Source organism: Tunturiibacter gelidiferens, assembly GCF_013410115.1.
GTDB classification, from domain to species: Bacteria; Acidobacteriota; Terriglobia; order Terriglobales; family Acidobacteriaceae; genus Edaphobacter; species Edaphobacter gelidiferens.
This window is the reverse complement of sequence record NZ_JACCCV010000002.1, coordinates 1-14,979: the sequence shown is the minus strand read 5'-3', so window position 1 is coordinate 14,979 and position 14,979 is coordinate 1. Positions and strand designations below refer to the sequence as shown.

Here is a 14,979-nt window from a genome sequence, read left to right as displayed (position 1 = left end):
TTCCCGCCGTGGTTCGTCCCGGACAATCTTTACGAGAAGCACCGGATGATGAGATTCTGCTTGCCTGCAAGGGTGGTAGCCGATCGAGCCATCCAATGCGTGGGCCGAGATATTCGTAACGTTCGTATTAGGGAGAGCAAGCATTATGGCGAAGATTGCCAAGACCGGCGACCGTAAGAAGGTCATGGATACTAACAAGAGCACGGATTGTCCGAAGTGCTCCAAACCAACTCGCATTGTGAAGCGCGTGAAGGACCGCGAGCGCGGTACCCCCGGCGGAGTGTATATCTCCTGCTCAGCGTGCGATTTCTTCGAGAAACTTTAAGCGAGCGATTCCACGCAAAATCACAGGATAAGGAGCCCTACGTGGGCTCTTTGTCGTGTGTGGGCCTGCATTTTGCAGTGTCTTCCCAAGAGCTAAGTTTCGTAGCGGACTATGCACCAAAGTTGTACAGATAATTTACGGGCAAGGACTTGACGATCGTTGCTTGAGACGGGCAGACTCGTCGCTGGAAAGTAGGAACCCCGTTTTATGATGACCAGCAGCTCTGCACTAACGTCCTCTGCTTTTGCGCCTCTCCCGCACTTCAATCGCCCAACTTTTCTGATGTGTCCACCTGAGTTTTATGACGTGAATTACGTCATCAACCCGTGGATGGCGGGGAATCTACACCAGCCGTCGCGGGATACTGCGTTTATGCAGTGGAAGAATCTCTATCGGCAGTTGCAAAGGGTGGCGGATGTTCGGCTGTTGCATGCTCGGGAAGGCTCGCCGGATATGGTGTTTGTGGCGCATGCGGCGGCGGTTCAGCATGGAGTGGCGGCGGTATCGAGTTTCGCACATCCGCAGCGGCAGACGGAGGAGGGGCATCTGCGAAAGTGGTTGCAGGAAGCAGGTTTTCTGCTGTGGGAGACGCCACGGGAGACTTCGTTCGAGGGTGAGGGAGATGCGCTTTTCGATGCGAATGGTGGGCATCTGTGGGCTGCGCATGGGGTTCGAACCTGCCGGTATAGCCATAAGCATGTGGCAGATGCCTGGCATACGCGGGTGACTTCGCTGCATCTTGTGGATCCGCGGTTTTATCATTTGGATCTTTGTTTTGCGCCACTTAGCGGGGGCTATCTGGTTTACTTTCCCGGGGCGTTCGATGCGGCTTCGCTGGCCAAGATTCATGCGGCGTATGGGGCGGATAAGCGGATTATTGTCAGCGAGTTAGAGGCTACACAATTTGGATGCAATGTGATCAATGTCGGCCGGGATATTTTGATGGGGGCGGTGGAGACGGACCTGGCTAAACGGTTGATGGAGAGCGGGTTCGATGTGACTGAGATGCCATTGGGCGAGTTTCAGCGCGGGGGCGGGTCGGCGAAGTCGCTGGCACTGCGGTTGAGTGATTCGGCGTTGGCTTTGGGGGAGGTTCGGACCGAATCGGCGATCTGATTTCTACGGTAGGCGCGAATTTTTCCTGAGTGTGGTGGAGGGGCGTTTTTGCTGGGGGTTTTCCAGAAAAACGCCTTTTTCATGTGGTGTTTTGGTGGTGAAGTTGTGGTGTTTTGCGTGGTGGATGTGGTGTTTTAGCAGCGCTCTTTTTGGCTGCTAAAAATACGCCAACTTTTTAGACTTTTTTTTCGGGCGCCCCACCCAGCCACCTAACCGAACCCGTTCCTCGATTGAGGTTCTACATCTCACCCTTCGCAAGGGCGCGAAGGATGGGGCACCCGATCGTTTTGGGTGTGTCAGATTTTAGGTGGGCACCGCTTGTGTTGGGGTGGCGTCCGAACAGGATGCCTATTTACTGTTTGTTTTCGCCTGAATCTTCTCCATCGCGAGCTTCTCTGCAGTCGTCAGTGCATCGGCCGCCGGCACTTTCACATCCGGTTCCACGCCGGTCCCCTCCCAGTTTGTTCTCGTCGCTGGATCGAGCGACTTGGCAAACGGCACACCAATGGTGAAGTAGTCGGCAACCGTGTGCCCGATACCGGGTGCGCTCCGCCGCCGGTCGTCTCGCCAACAATCGTTGCGCGCTTTTAGTTCTTCAGATCAAATGCAAACTCGTCGGCTCCTGAGAATGTTCGCTTCGACGTCAGCACAAACACGGGCTGCCTGGTCAGCCTCGGTCCCGGCAGGTATGACAGGGTCCAGTTCTGCGTGGTCGAGTCCTCCTTGCGGTTGTATATGTCGATCAGGTGCGTCGGCTTATCGAACAGGTAGCTCGCAATCAGCGTGACCATCGTCGGTTGGCCGCCGCCGTTCTGCCGTAGATCGAAGATGATCGCATCCGTATGCGCTACAAAGCCCATGGCCTCGAAGGATGGGGCACCCGATTGTTATGGGTGAGTCAGAGTTTGGAGGGGCAGCCGGGCTTTAGCTCGTTCTGGATCTGCTCATGGGTCTGCTCATGGATTTGCGGTGTCGGAGTGTGGTGATTGCTCCGAGGATTCCGGTTGCCATCAGGGCCAAGGAGGAGGGTTCGGGAACGGTTGAGTTGGTGAGAGGTTCGATGGTGAGGGTACCGGGGTAAGGTGGGAGAAATGGGACGTCGATCTTGTACACGCCGTTGAAGGTTCCGGTGAGAAAGGTAGGAGCGTCAACGGGACCGGTCAAGAGAGCGGTTGTGAAGTAGATCTGCGTGAAAGCCCTTGCCGGGGGGATAGGGCCGCCCACGTAAAAGGCGTACCCGATTAACGTTTCGGTGGGCGATAGCTCGCCGATCTGGACGAGGTAGTCAACGGAGCCGGACTGGCCGAGAAAGAGGCCGCTCACGAAGGGCAGGTAGGGTTGAGGGGAGGCGGGGAGGTCGATGGTGAGGACGCCTGGGTGGCCGTCGGAGATGTGGGGGAAGTCGAAGGAGAGCTGGTCGATGGTGTCGGCGTGAGCGGTTAGGGGGATGGACAAGGCAGAGGCAAGGAGGGCAAGAGCGAAGAGAGTTTTGCGCATAAGTGGATCCCTTCTCGAATTTAAGTGAGATAAGGGTGCGCCTTGGTTTGGGGGGCGTCAAGTGAATTCCTGGCGTTGGAGGGTCGCTTCAGGTCAGTGCGCGGCTCTCGTTCTAGACCCTCACGTCGATTGAGGTTCTACACCCCACCCTTCGCAAGCGCGCGAAGGATGGGGCACCCGATTGTTATGGGTGAGTCAAATTCTGGATGGCTTCGGCGATCTCGTCGAGAATTGCCTGGGCGGCGGCGGGGGGGGCTGTGGCCTGGGTGATGGGGCGGCCTACGACCAGCATGGAGGCTCCTGCGGCGATGGCCTGGGCGGGGGTGGCGATGCGCTTCTGATCGCCGATGGCGGTGCCGGTGGAGCGGATCCCGGGGATGACGAGGAGTGTGTCGGGGCCGGTGGCTGCGCGGACGGCGGCGACCTCTTCAGCGGAGCAGACGACGCCATCTATGCCGGATTGCGTTGCGAGCTTTGCGAGGCGGAGCACCTGGTCGGCTGGAGAGGCGGTGATGCCTGTGCCTGCCAGTTGTGCGGCGTCCATGCTGGTGAGGACTGTGACGGCGAGGAGGCGGGGGGAGCCGGGGGCGCAGGCGGCTTCGGCTGCGGCGACCATCATGGCGGCTCCTCCGCTGGCGTGGAGGGTGAGGAGGCTTGCTCCTGCCTGTGTAGCGGAGCGGACGGCGCCGGCGACGGTGTTGGGAATGTCGTGGAGTTTGAGGTCGAGGAAGACGTCGAAGCCGCGGTCTCGGAGTTGGTAGATGATGGTGTTGCCGGCGGCGTAGTAGAGTTCCATGCCGACTTTGAACCATTGGCAGGTCTGGCCGAGAGTGTCGACTAGTCTGAGGGCTTGCTCGGCGTCGGGATAGTCAAGGGCTACGGCAAGGCGAGCTTTGGGACCGGGCATGAGGTGAGTGTAACTTTTTGCTTCGTTGGATGCGTGGAGAAAGTTAAGAGCAGACGATTTGTGCGGGCTCTAGGTTGGATGCGCGGGTTTGATTTAAGAAGACCGTCCGCGCGGGGCGCGAATGATCACATCTGTACACGAGAGGCATTTGGGGCGCATTCGTGATGACTTCAAGAGAGCGCAGGATCTCCTTTGCTTCATCACGAGATCGACACACTGACCAAAGCATCGATCCGACAATTCCGGCGTTATCCTCTTCGGGTGGAAAAGTTGCTTAGGTTGTCTGACTGGTCATGCCTAAATATCTAGTAGCCGGTACAGGAAAAAATAATCACCTGTCCTGGTGTGGTCTTACCTTGAAATGTGGCGGTGGTTGTCGTGAAGCCGGTTTCTATCCATGACGAAGTACCCGTGGAAATATTAATTGGCTGCGGGCAGACCCACCCATGAGGGGCTTTAACATTCCCACCCATTGTTACCGTTACGCTACAGGTGCCAGTAGCACCTGAGACAAATTGCCCTGCAGTAGAGCCACCGATGGCGCTTGTGGCTCCGCATCCGGCTATAGTGAAGGTTGATCCGCCAGATACGACGGCTGGAACACTTAGTACTTTGTTGCAGTCGATCGTCGCAGCCACGGTGCTTGTGTCGGACTGATTCGCTGCAGTCTTCTTCTCTGTATAGAAGTCAATGGATGAGCTGTAGGCTGTGTTGTCGCAGTTTCTGCCGATGAACTTGGCGTGGGTGTAACCCGACAAATCTGGTGTAGTGACTGACATCAAATCGCTGGACCGCAGGTACATTCCGGTTCCGGCCTGAGAGGTAGCGGTGTCCCTAACGTGAACGCCGCCTCCAGGCAGGAAATCGTAATAGCCTTGAACCGCTGTAGGGCTCTCAGCGTGGTACGCGTAGTTCCTGCCACCGTCAACTACAGACTTCTCAGAACTCGTGTCGTGAATCAGGGTTACTCTGGACCCAGAGGGCCCGCTTAGCGATAAGGGGGGACCTCCTATAATCCTTCCATCTCCAGACGAGGAATAAATATAGGTGCAATCGCACCCAAAGGCGTCTACGGCTTCCGTGATTAAAATTCCAGATGTCACACTGATGTATGCGTCAAGAGGAGCCGTCTTATGATTGCCAAAGAAGCTAGGCGTATCAAGCGATAGGTTGCCTCCTCTCACAACCAGCGGATAGGTTGGCCACGGGATTGCCCCTGGATCTTCAAAGTGGGTGGAGTCCATTTTTATCTGGCCACCAGCGACAACTAATTGCGTATTGTCGAAGGAGCACGAACCACATTTAAGATTGAGACCGGGCCCTGAAGCCCCCCCGCCGAAAACAACACCGTTTGCAAAGACACCAAAGCCGCCACCACCGAAAACTACACCTTCGATGTCGATGTTCTCTCCAGCATTGATGCTACCCGATGTAGCAAACTGCTGAACTCCACCCTGGAGATAGAGGTGAGACATGAGCACGTGCCAAGTGTTATTGCCGATTCCCATCGTCAGCGCGCCACCGAAGAACTTGCTGTCACGAATTACAGCTCCTTCAGCTCCATTCGAACCTCCAAGAAACAAGAGTGTCGCGGAAGAGCTGGAAGCGGCAAAGTCGCAGTCCCGAATTCCTGAGCCTACTGGTCCGCTGGGAACGGTCGCTGGGCCGGTATTGATCAAGATTCCTGTCCCGCTTCCCGTATATGTCAGCGTCTCCTCTCCATTTCCTGATGCGCCGTAGCACTGGAGAATGGCGGGCTTGTGGGGATTGTCGAAGACTATTGAGGTGCCGAATTTCTCTCCCCCGACCGCTGGTTGATAAAAAATTATGCCACCGTTCGCTGGCAGATCAGCATAGGCCGCGTTGATCTTTGCGCCTGCATCTGTTCCAGGGTAGAGGTTGGCATGCTTCCATCCTGTCGGTGAACTAAAGTTTGTATTGGTGCCAGGGGTGTTGACGATGTTTTGGGTTGCGGACGGTGTAAGGTTTACGCTGCTCGCGGGCGTACCAACGGGTTTCTGAATGGGGGTAGCAAAAGTCTGGCCAAAGGATACGGCAATCAGCATCGATGTAAAGATGCTAAACAAGAGGCCCTTCTTCATGATGTTTCTCCCGCAGAGAGTTATATCCTCACTTCGTAACTGTAACCTGTGTTCAAGACGCCACAACGAAGCCTGGAAAGCCTTCCAAAACCCAACTGTTCTTAATTTTAATGTCGAGTAGTAGATAACCTTCTGGAACTTGTGCGCCAAGGCGGAAATTTACTTCTCCTCCTTCGCGGTGCCGGGGGCCTCGTTTTGTGAGGGAATATTGGCGATAATAGAGGTCTATGTCGAAACGTGAATTTCAAACTGAAGTTAGTCAGCTGCTGCAACTGATCATCCACTCGCTTTACTCTCACCCTGAGATCTTTCTTCGTGAACTGGTCTCGAACTCTTCCGATGCGCTGGATAAGCTTCGGCATCTGACGCTCACGGATGAGGTCTATAAGGCGCTCCAGTTCGATCCGCGTATCGAACTGGAACTGGATGAGGAGAAGAAGACGCTTACGATTAGCGATAGCGGGATTGGGATGAATGAGGAGGATCTGACTTCGAATCTGGGTACGATTGCGCGGTCGGGTACGAAGAGCTTTCTGTCTCAGCTGTCTGGAGATGCGAAGAAGGATTCGAATCTGATTGGGCAGTTTGGTGTTGGGTTCTATAGCGTGTTCATGGTTGCGGATCGCGTCGAAGTGGTATCGCGCAAGGCTGGAGAGGAGCAGGCTTGGCGCTGGGTGAGCGATGGCAAGACAGGGTTCGATATTGAACCTGCGGAGCGACCGGTTGCTGGGACTACGCTGGTGATTCACTTCAACGAAGAAGGGAAGCAGTACGCGAATAGCTGGCGGCTGCAGGAGATCGTTAAGAAGTACTCGAACCACATTGCGTTTCCGATCTTTCTGACTTACGACAAGAGCCAGTGGAATGAGGCAGAGAAGAAGTCGGATAAGGTTCGCACGACCGAGCAGGTGAATGCGGCGAGTGCACTGTGGCGACGTCCGAAGAGCGAGCTGACGGATGAGGACTACAAGGAACTTTATAAGTCCGTGTCGGGTGGGTGGGATGATCCGCTGTTCTGGTTCCATACCAAAGCGGAGGGGAGTCTCGAGTACACGACGCTGTTCTATATTCCGGCGAAGGCTCCTCTGGATCTGTACAACTCGGAGTACAAGGTGGGGGTGAAGCTGTATGTGAAGCGCGTCTTCATTATGGATGATGCAAAAGAGCTTTTGCCGCAGTACCTGCGCTTTGTGCGGGGGATCATCGACAGCGAAGATCTTCCGCTGAATGTGAGCCGCGAGATTCTGCAGCAGAATCGCGTGCTGACGAGCATTCGTACGGCCAGCGTGAAGAAGATTCTCTCTGAGTTGAAGAACATTGCTGCGAATCAGCCGGACGAGTATTTGAAGTTTATTGCGGAGTACAACCGTCCTCTGAAAGAGGGCCTGTACGGGGATTATGCGAATCGCGAGACTCTGCTGGAGCTGGTGCGATTCAAATCGACCAAGGTGGATGGGCTGACGAGTCTTGCGGATGTGAAGTCGCGGATGAAGGATGATCAGAAGAGCATCTACTACATCACGGGGGGCGCGGAGTCTCTGCTGCGGACTTCGCCGTTGCTCGAGATCTACAAGAAGAAGGACGTTGAGGTTCTGATTCTTGATGATGACTTTGATGAGGTGATCTTCTCGGGTGTAGACAAGTATGGCGAGATCGATCTGAAGGCAGTGAATAAATCTTCTACGAGCGAAGATCTGAAGGGCGGGGAAGAGCCGGATAAGGCAGAGGGACTGAAGCCGCTGATCGAGATGCTGAAGAAGACGCTTGGGGACCGCGTGAAAGACGTGCGAGCTTCGGTGCGGCTTGCGGATAGTCCTTCGTGCATTGTGTCGGATGAAGAGGAGCCGTCGCTGAAGATGCAGCAGATGATGCGTGCGATGGGACAGAAAGATATTCCTGCACTGAAGCCTACGCTGGAGATTAATCCTGATCATGAGATTGTGAAGAAGCTGCTGGCGCGGTCGGATGATTCGGTGGCGCAGGATGCGGCGTGGCTGCTGTTTGATCAGGCGCTGCTGATGGAGGGCGTGGCGCTTCAGGACCCCGCGGCGTTTGTGCAGCGGCTTAATCGTGTTCTGAATCTTTCTGTCTAGGGTGTTTCGTGGCGGCTGTGGGTGCAGGCAGCCGCCACGCGTTTCAGTTCCGAGGACGTGCGGGCTGACGGACTAAACGTTTCATTTCGTTGAAAGCGCGAATGTGATCGGTCTGTTGCAGCAGCAGTAAGAGCGGGAAGGGCCGGAGTACCGGGGTTATGGTTGATTGCTGTGTCGCTTCGGCATTTGCATCAAATCAGCGAGAGGGACATCTGGTTTAAGTATGAAGAAGAAGAATTCCAGCGCGGAGATGACCCTGTCGGATGATCAGTTTCAGGCGATCGCTCGTGCGCTGAGTGATCCGCGGCGGTTTGCCATCCTTCAGCAGGTGGGCGCCTCTGAGGGGATGGAGTGCAGCGCGCTGCAGGAGCATGAGTGTATTAGTCCGGCTACGGTGTCGCACCATATGAAGGAGTTAAGCGAGGCAGGGCTGATTGAGATAAAACGCGTGGGTCGAGGCGCGAACCTTTATTTGCGCCGGCCAGTATTCGACGCTTATGTCAGGCGGCTTGCTTCTATTTAGTTTCGGTAAATCGCGAATCAGATTCGACCGTCTCCGCATCTATTTGAGAGCTGCACTGTTCGATAGATATCGAATAAAGGAGATTGAGATGGGAAAGCTTGCAGGTAAGGTAGCGGTTGTGACCGGTGCGTCGAAGGGTATTGGCGCGGCCATTGCCAAGGAGTTGGCGGCGCAGGGTGCGTCTGTTGTGGTGAACTACGCGTCGAGCAAAGAGGGCGCCGATAAGGTGGTTGCAGAGATCGTGAAGGCGGGCGGGAAGGCGATTGCCGTAGGGGGCAGCGTCGCGAAGGCCGCGGAGATTGAGACGCTCTTTGCTGAGACGAAGAAGGCTTATGGCAGGGTGGATATCCTGGTGAACAATGCCGGGGTGTATGAGTTCGCTCCGCTGGAGGGAATTACGGAAGAGTCGATCGACCGGATGCTTGACATCAATGTGAAGGGATTGTTGCTCGCCACCAAGGCTGGCGTGGCTCTGTTTCCGGCAGAGGGCGGCAGCGTGATCAATATTGGGTCGGTCGCGAGTGAGCAGACGCCTCCGATGTCGGCGGTGTACAGCAGCACGAAGGGCGCCGTGGATGCGATTACGCGCGTGTTTGCGAAGGAGCTGGGGCCGAAGAAGATTCGCGTCAACGCGGTGAATCCTGGGCCTGTTGTAACGGAGGGCTTCAAGTCGGCTGGTGTGGAGGGAAGCGACTTTGAAAAGCAGATGCTGCAGGGCACGCCGCTCGGCCGTATCGGACAGCCGGATGATGTGTCCACCGTGGTTGCGTTCCTGGCCTCGGACGATGCCAAGTGGGTGACCGGTTCTCTGCTGCAGGCCGCGGGTGGGATGCGATAAGGGGAGTTGCTGAAGAGCGCTTCGGGCTTTGGAAGGAAGCTCGGAGCGCTTTTTTTTGTTTGCAGGTGGGGGAATAGCAGCGTAATTACGTTGGTCAGGTTCACAAAACGCAACTTCAACCGTAATTTCAAAACAAGGAGCAGAAGATGTCTACGATGTCCAACACGGTAGCGATTCCGGCCGACGACCTGCAACGGAGTCTTGTGGTGGCAAATCCGGATAACAGCAATGCGCAGCATCTCGGAGTCGTGGGCGACACCTACACGATCCTGCTGTCCGGAGCAGATACTGCAGGTCGATTCACCCTGATCGATATGCATGTTCCTCCCGGAGGCGGACCTCCCCCGCATCGTCATGATTTCGAGGAGAGCTTTACTCTTCTCGACGGTGAACTCGAGGCTACCTTCCGAGGGGAGAAGCGTATTGTGCGCGCTGGAGAGACTATCCACATTCCAGCGAACGCTCCACACCAGTTCCATAATGGCTCGCCGGAACCGGTGAGGATGCTTTGCATCTGCTCGCCGGCAGGCCAGGAGGAGTTCTTCAAAGAGTTGGGAACAGTGGTTGCGATGCGTACCACTCCGCCTCCCGCGGTCGATGCGGCACAGGGAGCAGCGTTCCTCAAGAAAGCGGTGGAACTGGCTCCGAAGTACCGAACCGAACTGCTCAAAGAGGCGAAGTAGAGCCGATTCGAGGCGAAGCATGGCGTGATCGTTGACCGGTGCTCGCCGGCATCGTCCTATGAGATGGAGAGAATGTAACAGCGTTTGGATCTCATAGAGAACATAGACGAGGAACTCCGGCATGTCCGGAAGGCCATCGAGGAACGTCCCCTTTTCTTCCCCATGGAGGAAAAGCGCAGCACCCGCTGCTGCTTTCGCTCGGCAATGTCCGAGATGCGACAAACCGGGGCAAGAGAATGGTGAACGCTGGAGATTTCCCGGTGCTTTTCAGCTGCTAGCCCCGGGGCGGAGCCAGAACCGCCTGGAGACGGCGCGCCCGCGCAGGCTGGGATTTAGGCCAATGGAGCCAGAACCCCGTGGAGGCGGTGCGCTTGAGCCAGAGCGGACAAACGGGGCGCAACTATGGCGCGCGGGCGGGGATTTAGGCCACGGAGCCAAAACCGCCTCGAGGCGGTGCGCTTGAGCCAGAGGGGACAAAACGGGGCGCAACTATGGCGCGCGGGCGGGGATTTAGGCCAACGGAGCCAAAACCGCCTGGAGGCGGTGCGCTTGAGCCAGAGGGGACGAACCGAGGCGCAACTATGCCGCGCGGGCGGGAATTTAGGCCAATGGAGCCAAAACCGCCTGGAGGCGGTGCGCTTGAGCCAGAGGGGACGAAAAGGGGCGCAACCATGGCGCGCGGGCGGGGATTTAGGCCAACGGAGCCAAAACCGCCTGGAGGCGGTGCGCTTGAACCAGAGGGGAGGAACTGAGGCTCAGCCATGCCGCGCGGGCTGCCCAAACCGCGAGCCACATGAATGGGTGCACGTTTTGTTGCTCCGCTGCCGTGTGGTGAGTTCATCATTCTACTCTGTTGAATGCTAAGGAGTATCCTCTCAACACGTCGATCATTTGTACTGGGATCTCTGTGGTGAGTGGCACATCTTCATACTTGTGACCCGGATGACCAGCCGGACCAACTGTTATCGCTGTTGTAAATCACGAAGTTGCGGTCATCCTGCATCACCGCAAAAGCACCCCAATGGCCTTGCGTGTTTGTCGCCAAAAGAGGCCAGCCGTCGTACGTCTGCCACACTAAGTTGCCGTCGCCCTGCATGACCACCTTATTGATCAAATGGTATTGATCGTAAAAGTTCGAGACAGCCCAACCTGAAAAATTCCCAGCTGAGCCATAGATGACAAAATTGCCGTCCGTCTGCATGGCGACATAAAATTGTCGGTCGAACGAAAATAGCCGGTCCCCTCTTACCATCGTCCCATTCGTCGGGCTCGCGAGGCCGCCCCCCGGTGGGGGATCATACCAAACCCAAGGAGCTAGGATGCCGCCCGAAATATCTGCCATCTTCCACCTCCCGATGTATTTTTGAAAGGCTTCTTGGGACTAGCCCGGCGCGATTTTCGATGGAAAATTGGCCTGCCTGCTAGCCCTCTCCACGGCGTCCAGAACGCATCGCGTTACCTACCGGACGCTGACGCTACGCCTTCTACTTAGGCGTTGTCAAGCGAAACCAATCGACAAAATAGTACGTTAACGCACGGAAATTCCGCTAACTCTATAAGGCTTTATTAATTCACGTTCTGCTTGCGTTCCTGTGCTTGTCGCCGACCGCGTAAGTGCCAAAAAACACAAGGTTCGCTGATCGTTGGCGTACGATTTCTGACGTTCTGTATGGTGACCCATGATTCATGGTCCTCCTTCAAAAAATTACGCTTCGTCACAGAATTATCGGTAGAACGCGCGCTTTACGCCACTGTGACTCCCGGATCTCCGGTTAGTCGGAAGCTGCGCGCTTCTTCCTTTATGCTGAAGGGAAGCGAATGATGCAGACAGTTTTGACGATCGCTGGATTTGATCCGTCTTCGGGTGCGGGTGTGACCGCGGACCTGATGGTGTTTGCGGTGCATGGGCTGTTTGGGACTTCGTGCATTACGAGTTTGACGGTGCAGTCGACGCAGGGGGTGCGGGATAGTCTGCCGGTGCCGGTGGAGATGGTGAGGGCTACACTCGATTGCCTGGAGAGCGATCTGCCGGCGGCGGGGATCAAGATTGGAATGCTGGCTACTGCGGAGAACGTGGTCGCAGTGGCGGAGTTTCTGGAGGGGCTGCGCGGACGCGGGTTGCGGGTTCCGGTGGTGCTTGATCCGGTGATCCGGTCGAGCTCGGGAAGGGAACTGCTCGATGCCGAGGGTGTGGGGGCGCTGCGGGAGAGGTTGCTGCCGCTGGTGGATTGGGTAACGCCGAATCTGGAGGAGCTGGGGATTCTGGCGGGGCGGATTGTGATGCAGCGGGGGGATCTGCCGGAGGCGGCGCGAGATCTGCAGGCGATGGGGACTGGATTGAACGTGGTGGCGACGGGTGGGCATCTGATGCCGCCGGACGATCTGCTACTGCGAGCGAATGGTGAGTTGGACTGGCTGCAGGGGGAGCAGATTGTGAGCCGGTCCACCCATGGGACGGGGTGTGCGTTTTCGAGCGCTCTGCTAAGCCGGGTGGTGCTGGGAGATGATCCGCTGGGCGCGGCGAAGATGGCCAAGCGGTATGTTGCGGAGGCGATTCGGACGGCTGAGCCGAGAGGCAAGGGGCTGGGGCCGGTGAATTCGCTTTGGCCGCTGCGGGATGAGTAGTGGTCTTCGGGTGGTGGGGTGGGCTTTCCGTCGCGTCGAGATTTCCATTGTGCTGAATCGGGAACCGTGGAGTGGCGGTACGGTTTCTGGGTGGACGATGGCGGGGAATAAAGACAGTTAAGTGCAGAAACTACATCGATTGGGTCATTGCGACGTTCTTCCTGGACTGTTTCGATATCGGTGAGGGTTTTCAGGTTGAGTTGTCGTCATCGGAACATTCCGGATAATGCCGCGGTGGGGTTCGCCGATAGGGATTAGGACGGAGGATTCAGGTCCATGTCCACAGTAGCTTTTCCCGGGGTCTTTCGACCCGAACTCGTAAACCAGAACGCCTCGAGCGTTCCAACTCTTTCGCCTGGGAACCCCCAGCCGAAAAACGCAGACCTGACGATTCATCGGATCAGCCAGACGCATCACGGGCGCACGCTGCTGACGCTGGGACATGCAGCCGAGTACCTTGCGAACTCGCGGCGTTATTCGATCCAGGCGTTCGACAATAAATCTGACGATGAGGCGATCCACATCCTGATGGGGCTGAGCCGGAGTGTGTTCGAAGACCTTGCCCAACCAGCAGCGCTGACACGCCGGATCTGGAACTGGTTGATCGAACGGGTGGTGCGTTTGTTGGCTTAGACGGCGATGCTGCTAGGCTGGATGGGTATGGCACTTACGGTGATTTTGAACGGCCAGTCCCGCAGCTTTGACGCACTTGAGGAAGCTGCCAACCTTGAACAGCTTGTCGTGGAGCTTGGATTGAAGGGCGACCGGGTAGCGATCGAACACAATGGCGAGATCGCTCCTCGGTCGAGTTGGTCCCAGACAGCTTTACATGGAGGGGATCGGCTCGAGGTGGTTCACTTTGTCGGCGGCGGGGTGTGATGGGTCGGTTCGTTCGCTGTCTCTCTTGCTACCAGATGCTTTAGGAGCGACTCCCAGCGGTCGCCGTAGTCGTCCCAGCCTCCGAGAAGCTGGACGCGACGAAGGGCGGCCTCGCTCATCTGCGATTGGAGGGCGGGGTCGTCGGCGAGTTGCTGCATGCGCTCGGTGAGGGCGGCTGCGTCGCGGACAGGAACTACAAAGCCTTCGACGCCGTTGGTAAAGAGATCTTCGCCGCCTGTGTTGGTGGAGCAGAGAACGGGACAGCCACAGGCGAGGGCCTGACCCTGCACGAGTGCCAGACCCTCTTCGATGCTGGGGAGGACCATGACGTGACTGGTGCTCATGAGGTGGGCGAGTTGCTCCTGCGGGAGCGGGCCGAGGAACTCGACTTGTTGTTGAGGGAGGCGGTCGAGAACGGACTTCATGTCGGGATGAATGGAGCCGGCCAGGCGCAGGCGTTTTGCGGGGTGGCGTAGTTGGGCGAAGGCCTCCAGCAGATAGGGAACTCCCTTACGCAGGGTGACGGAGCCGGCGAAGAGGACCTCGAAGCGATCGGTGGGGGACTCTCCAGTGCGGGTGAATTTTTCGAGGCGAACGCCGTAAGGGATGACGTGGACCTTGTCGGTTGGGATGCCCATTTCGACGAAGGAACGGGCTGCGAAGCTGGATGGGACGGTGATGGCGTCGGCAAGGGCGTAGATCTTTTCTTCGCGGACGATGTCGCGAATGTCGGTGACGGGGCGGTCTACGTTCCAGCGCTGGTACTCCTCGGAGACGATAGTTTCCTGGTAGCGCTGGTGGGAGGAGCCGCGGTCGCAGATAAGGCCGCCGCCGCGGGACTGTATCTCGTGACCAGTCTTGAGGCTGGAGCCGGAGATAGCGATGACGGCGTCGGGCGTTGCGGCGGCGCGGACTTTGCGCAGGGTCCACTCATCGAATGAGAGCGCATTCGCATAACTTATTTGATCCATTAGCCATGGATGGTGGATACCAAAGCGTTGCATGAGGATTTCAGGGGTGTGGACCCAAGGGAACGTCTCGACGATTTCGTGGGGGAGGCCTTCGCGTTTGAGGCGTGTCCAAGGCCAGGTAGAGTAAATGCGCTGGAGATGACCTCGGCGATGCAGCTGGCGGGCGAGTTCAAAGTGATGAAAGACACCGAAGACCGTCTGAACGATTTGCATAGCGCCGGTGGGCGATTGACCTCGGTTCATCGTAACAAAGGTCTTTGGCGGACTAGGGAAAGGGTGTTCTGGGCGGGTGGCAGCAAAGTGCTGTGCCCACCGCCGCAGTGCCTGTTCCGTCCCGTTAGAAATGTCAGGGAAGACTGCTCTTTAGAAATGTCATTCTAAACACGTAGCCGTCGCCGTGCGGTGGGAATGTGGTAATAC

15 protein-coding genes are annotated in these 14,979 nt (G+C 56.8%); 9 read left to right on the top strand and 6 right to left on the bottom strand.

What is annotated here, in order from left to right:
* Window positions 1-145 precede the first annotated feature (145 nt).
* Entirely contained in the window at window positions 146-325 is a 180-nt protein-coding gene (locus HDF12_RS12140; protein ID WP_020713649.1) for an Rcat domain-containing protein, read from the top strand.
* 207 nt (window positions 326-532) lie between these two features.
* A complete protein-coding gene (locus HDF12_RS12135; RefSeq protein ID WP_257025631.1) occupies window positions 533-1,441 on the top strand; it encodes a dimethylarginine dimethylaminohydrolase family protein in 909 nt (302 codons plus the stop codon).
* 587 nt (window positions 1,442-2,028) lie between these two features.
* Here HDF12_RS12135 and HDF12_RS12130 read toward each other — a convergent pair.
* From HDF12_RS12130 to HDF12_RS12115, 4 genes are all read right to left on the bottom strand, one after another.
* Window positions 2,029-2,301 carry a S41 family peptidase gene (locus tag HDF12_RS12130; RefSeq protein ID WP_179583737.1) on the bottom strand — a complete coding sequence of 91 codons (273 nt, stop codon included), beginning with the start codon at window positions 2,299-2,301 and terminating at the stop codon, window positions 2,029-2,031.
* A gap of 64 nt (window positions 2,302-2,365) precedes the next feature.
* Window positions 2,366-2,938 carry a PEP-CTERM sorting domain-containing protein gene (locus HDF12_RS12125; protein WP_179583735.1) on the bottom strand — a complete coding sequence of 191 codons (573 nt, stop codon included), beginning with the start codon at window positions 2,936-2,938 and terminating at the stop codon, window positions 2,366-2,368.
* Between the two features lie 184 nt (window positions 2,939-3,122).
* Window positions 3,123-3,845, bottom strand: coding sequence for an orotidine-5'-phosphate decarboxylase (gene pyrF / locus HDF12_RS12120; protein ID WP_179583733.1), 723 nt, complete (start codon window positions 3,843-3,845; stop codon window positions 3,123-3,125).
* A 305-nt stretch (window positions 3,846-4,150) separates the two neighbouring features.
* Entirely contained in the window at window positions 4,151-6,097 is a 1,947-nt protein-coding gene (locus tag HDF12_RS12115; RefSeq protein WP_179583731.1) for a hypothetical protein, read from the bottom strand.
* A 77-nt stretch (window positions 6,098-6,174) separates the two neighbouring features.
* On the opposite strand from HDF12_RS12115, the gene htpG reads away from it, so the two are divergent.
* The 4 genes from htpG (at window position 6,175) to HDF12_RS12095 (ending at window position 10,084) form a co-directional block, all read left to right on the top strand.
* On the top strand, window positions 6,175-8,040 hold the full coding sequence (gene htpG / locus HDF12_RS12110) for a molecular chaperone HtpG (protein ID WP_179583729.1): 1,866 nt from the start codon (window positions 6,175-6,177) through the stop codon (window positions 8,038-8,040).
* Between the two features lie 223 nt (window positions 8,041-8,263).
* Window positions 8,264-8,563, top strand: coding sequence for a winged helix-turn-helix domain-containing protein (locus tag HDF12_RS12105; protein ID WP_179583727.1), 300 nt, complete (start codon window positions 8,264-8,266; stop codon window positions 8,561-8,563).
* An 88-nt stretch (window positions 8,564-8,651) separates the two neighbouring features.
* The gene (locus tag HDF12_RS12100) at window positions 8,652-9,401 is read left to right on the top strand and encodes an SDR family NAD(P)-dependent oxidoreductase (protein ID WP_179583725.1); all 750 of its coding nucleotides are present in this window, start codon (window positions 8,652-8,654) and stop codon (window positions 9,399-9,401) included.
* A 146-nt stretch (window positions 9,402-9,547) separates the two neighbouring features.
* A complete protein-coding gene (locus tag HDF12_RS12095; protein WP_179583723.1) occupies window positions 9,548-10,084 on the top strand; it encodes a cupin domain-containing protein in 537 nt (178 codons plus the stop codon).
* A gap of 925 nt (window positions 10,085-11,009) precedes the next feature.
* On the opposite strand, the gene HDF12_RS12090 is transcribed toward HDF12_RS12095, so the two are convergent.
* The gene (locus HDF12_RS12090; RefSeq protein WP_179583722.1) at window positions 11,010-11,426 is read right to left on the bottom strand and encodes a hypothetical protein; all 417 of its coding nucleotides are present in this window, start codon (window positions 11,424-11,426) and stop codon (window positions 11,010-11,012) included.
* Window positions 11,427-11,902: 476 nt separating this feature from the next.
* On the opposite strand from HDF12_RS12090, the gene thiD reads away from it, so the two are divergent.
* The 3 genes from thiD to thiS all read left to right on the top strand — a co-directional run bounded on the left by thiD (window position 11,903) and on the right by thiS (window position 13,588).
* Window positions 11,903-12,709 (top strand): bifunctional hydroxymethylpyrimidine kinase/phosphomethylpyrimidine kinase, encoded by an 807-nt coding sequence (thiD, locus tag HDF12_RS12085; RefSeq protein ID WP_257025630.1) that lies wholly within the window; start codon window positions 11,903-11,905, stop codon window positions 12,707-12,709.
* A gap of 276 nt (window positions 12,710-12,985) precedes the next feature.
* Window positions 12,986-13,342, top strand: coding sequence for a hypothetical protein (locus tag HDF12_RS12080; RefSeq protein ID WP_179583720.1), 357 nt, complete (start codon window positions 12,986-12,988; stop codon window positions 13,340-13,342).
* 27 nt (window positions 13,343-13,369) lie between these two features.
* The gene (gene thiS / locus HDF12_RS12075; RefSeq protein WP_179583718.1) at window positions 13,370-13,588 is read left to right on the top strand and encodes a sulfur carrier protein ThiS; all 219 of its coding nucleotides are present in this window, start codon (window positions 13,370-13,372) and stop codon (window positions 13,586-13,588) included.
* Here thiS and HDF12_RS12070 read toward each other — a convergent pair.
* Window positions 13,564-14,802, bottom strand: coding sequence for a glycosyltransferase family 4 protein (locus tag HDF12_RS12070; protein WP_257025629.1), 1,239 nt, complete (start codon window positions 14,800-14,802; stop codon window positions 13,564-13,566). The two genes, thiS and HDF12_RS12070, sit on opposite strands and share 25 nt — an antisense overlap.
* Window positions 14,803-14,979 lie beyond the last annotated feature (177 nt).

Excerpts from the sequence above, each read along its gene's own strand:
- HDF12_RS12100 (WP_179583725.1), top strand. The coding sequence starts at position 8,652 with ATGGGAAAGCTTGCAGGTAAGGTAGCGGTTGTGACCGGTGCGTCGAAG.
- HDF12_RS12130 (WP_179583737.1), bottom strand. The coding sequence starts at position 2,301 with ATGGGCTTTGTAGCGCATACGGATGCGATCATCTTCGATCTACGGCAG.
- HDF12_RS12105 (WP_179583727.1), top strand. The coding sequence starts at position 8,264 with ATGAAGAAGAAGAATTCCAGCGCGGAGATGACCCTGTCGGATGATCAG.
- pyrF (WP_179583733.1), bottom strand. The coding sequence starts at position 3,845 with ATGCCCGGTCCCAAAGCTCGCCTTGCCGTAGCCCTTGACTATCCCGAC.
- thiS (WP_179583718.1), top strand. The coding sequence starts at position 13,370 with ATGGCACTTACGGTGATTTTGAACGGCCAGTCCCGCAGCTTTGACGCA.
- htpG (WP_179583729.1), top strand. The coding sequence starts at position 6,175 with ATGTCGAAACGTGAATTTCAAACTGAAGTTAGTCAGCTGCTGCAACTG.
- HDF12_RS12135 (WP_257025631.1), top strand. The coding sequence starts at position 533 with ATGATGACCAGCAGCTCTGCACTAACGTCCTCTGCTTTTGCGCCTCTC.
- HDF12_RS12125 (WP_179583735.1), bottom strand. The coding sequence starts at position 2,938 with ATGCGCAAAACTCTCTTCGCTCTTGCCCTCCTTGCCTCTGCCTTGTCC.
- HDF12_RS12070 (WP_257025629.1), bottom strand. The coding sequence starts at position 14,802 with ATGAACCGAGGTCAATCGCCCACCGGCGCTATGCAAATCGTTCAGACG.
- HDF12_RS12090 (WP_179583722.1), bottom strand. The coding sequence starts at position 11,426 with ATGGCAGATATTTCGGGCGGCATCCTAGCTCCTTGGGTTTGGTATGAT.
- HDF12_RS12080 (WP_179583720.1), top strand. The coding sequence starts at position 12,986 with ATGTCCACAGTAGCTTTTCCCGGGGTCTTTCGACCCGAACTCGTAAAC.
- HDF12_RS12095 (WP_179583723.1), top strand. The coding sequence starts at position 9,548 with ATGTCTACGATGTCCAACACGGTAGCGATTCCGGCCGACGACCTGCAA.
- thiD (WP_257025630.1), top strand. The coding sequence starts at position 11,903 with ATGATGCAGACAGTTTTGACGATCGCTGGATTTGATCCGTCTTCGGGT.
- HDF12_RS12140 (WP_020713649.1), top strand. The coding sequence starts at position 146 with ATGGCGAAGATTGCCAAGACCGGCGACCGTAAGAAGGTCATGGATACT.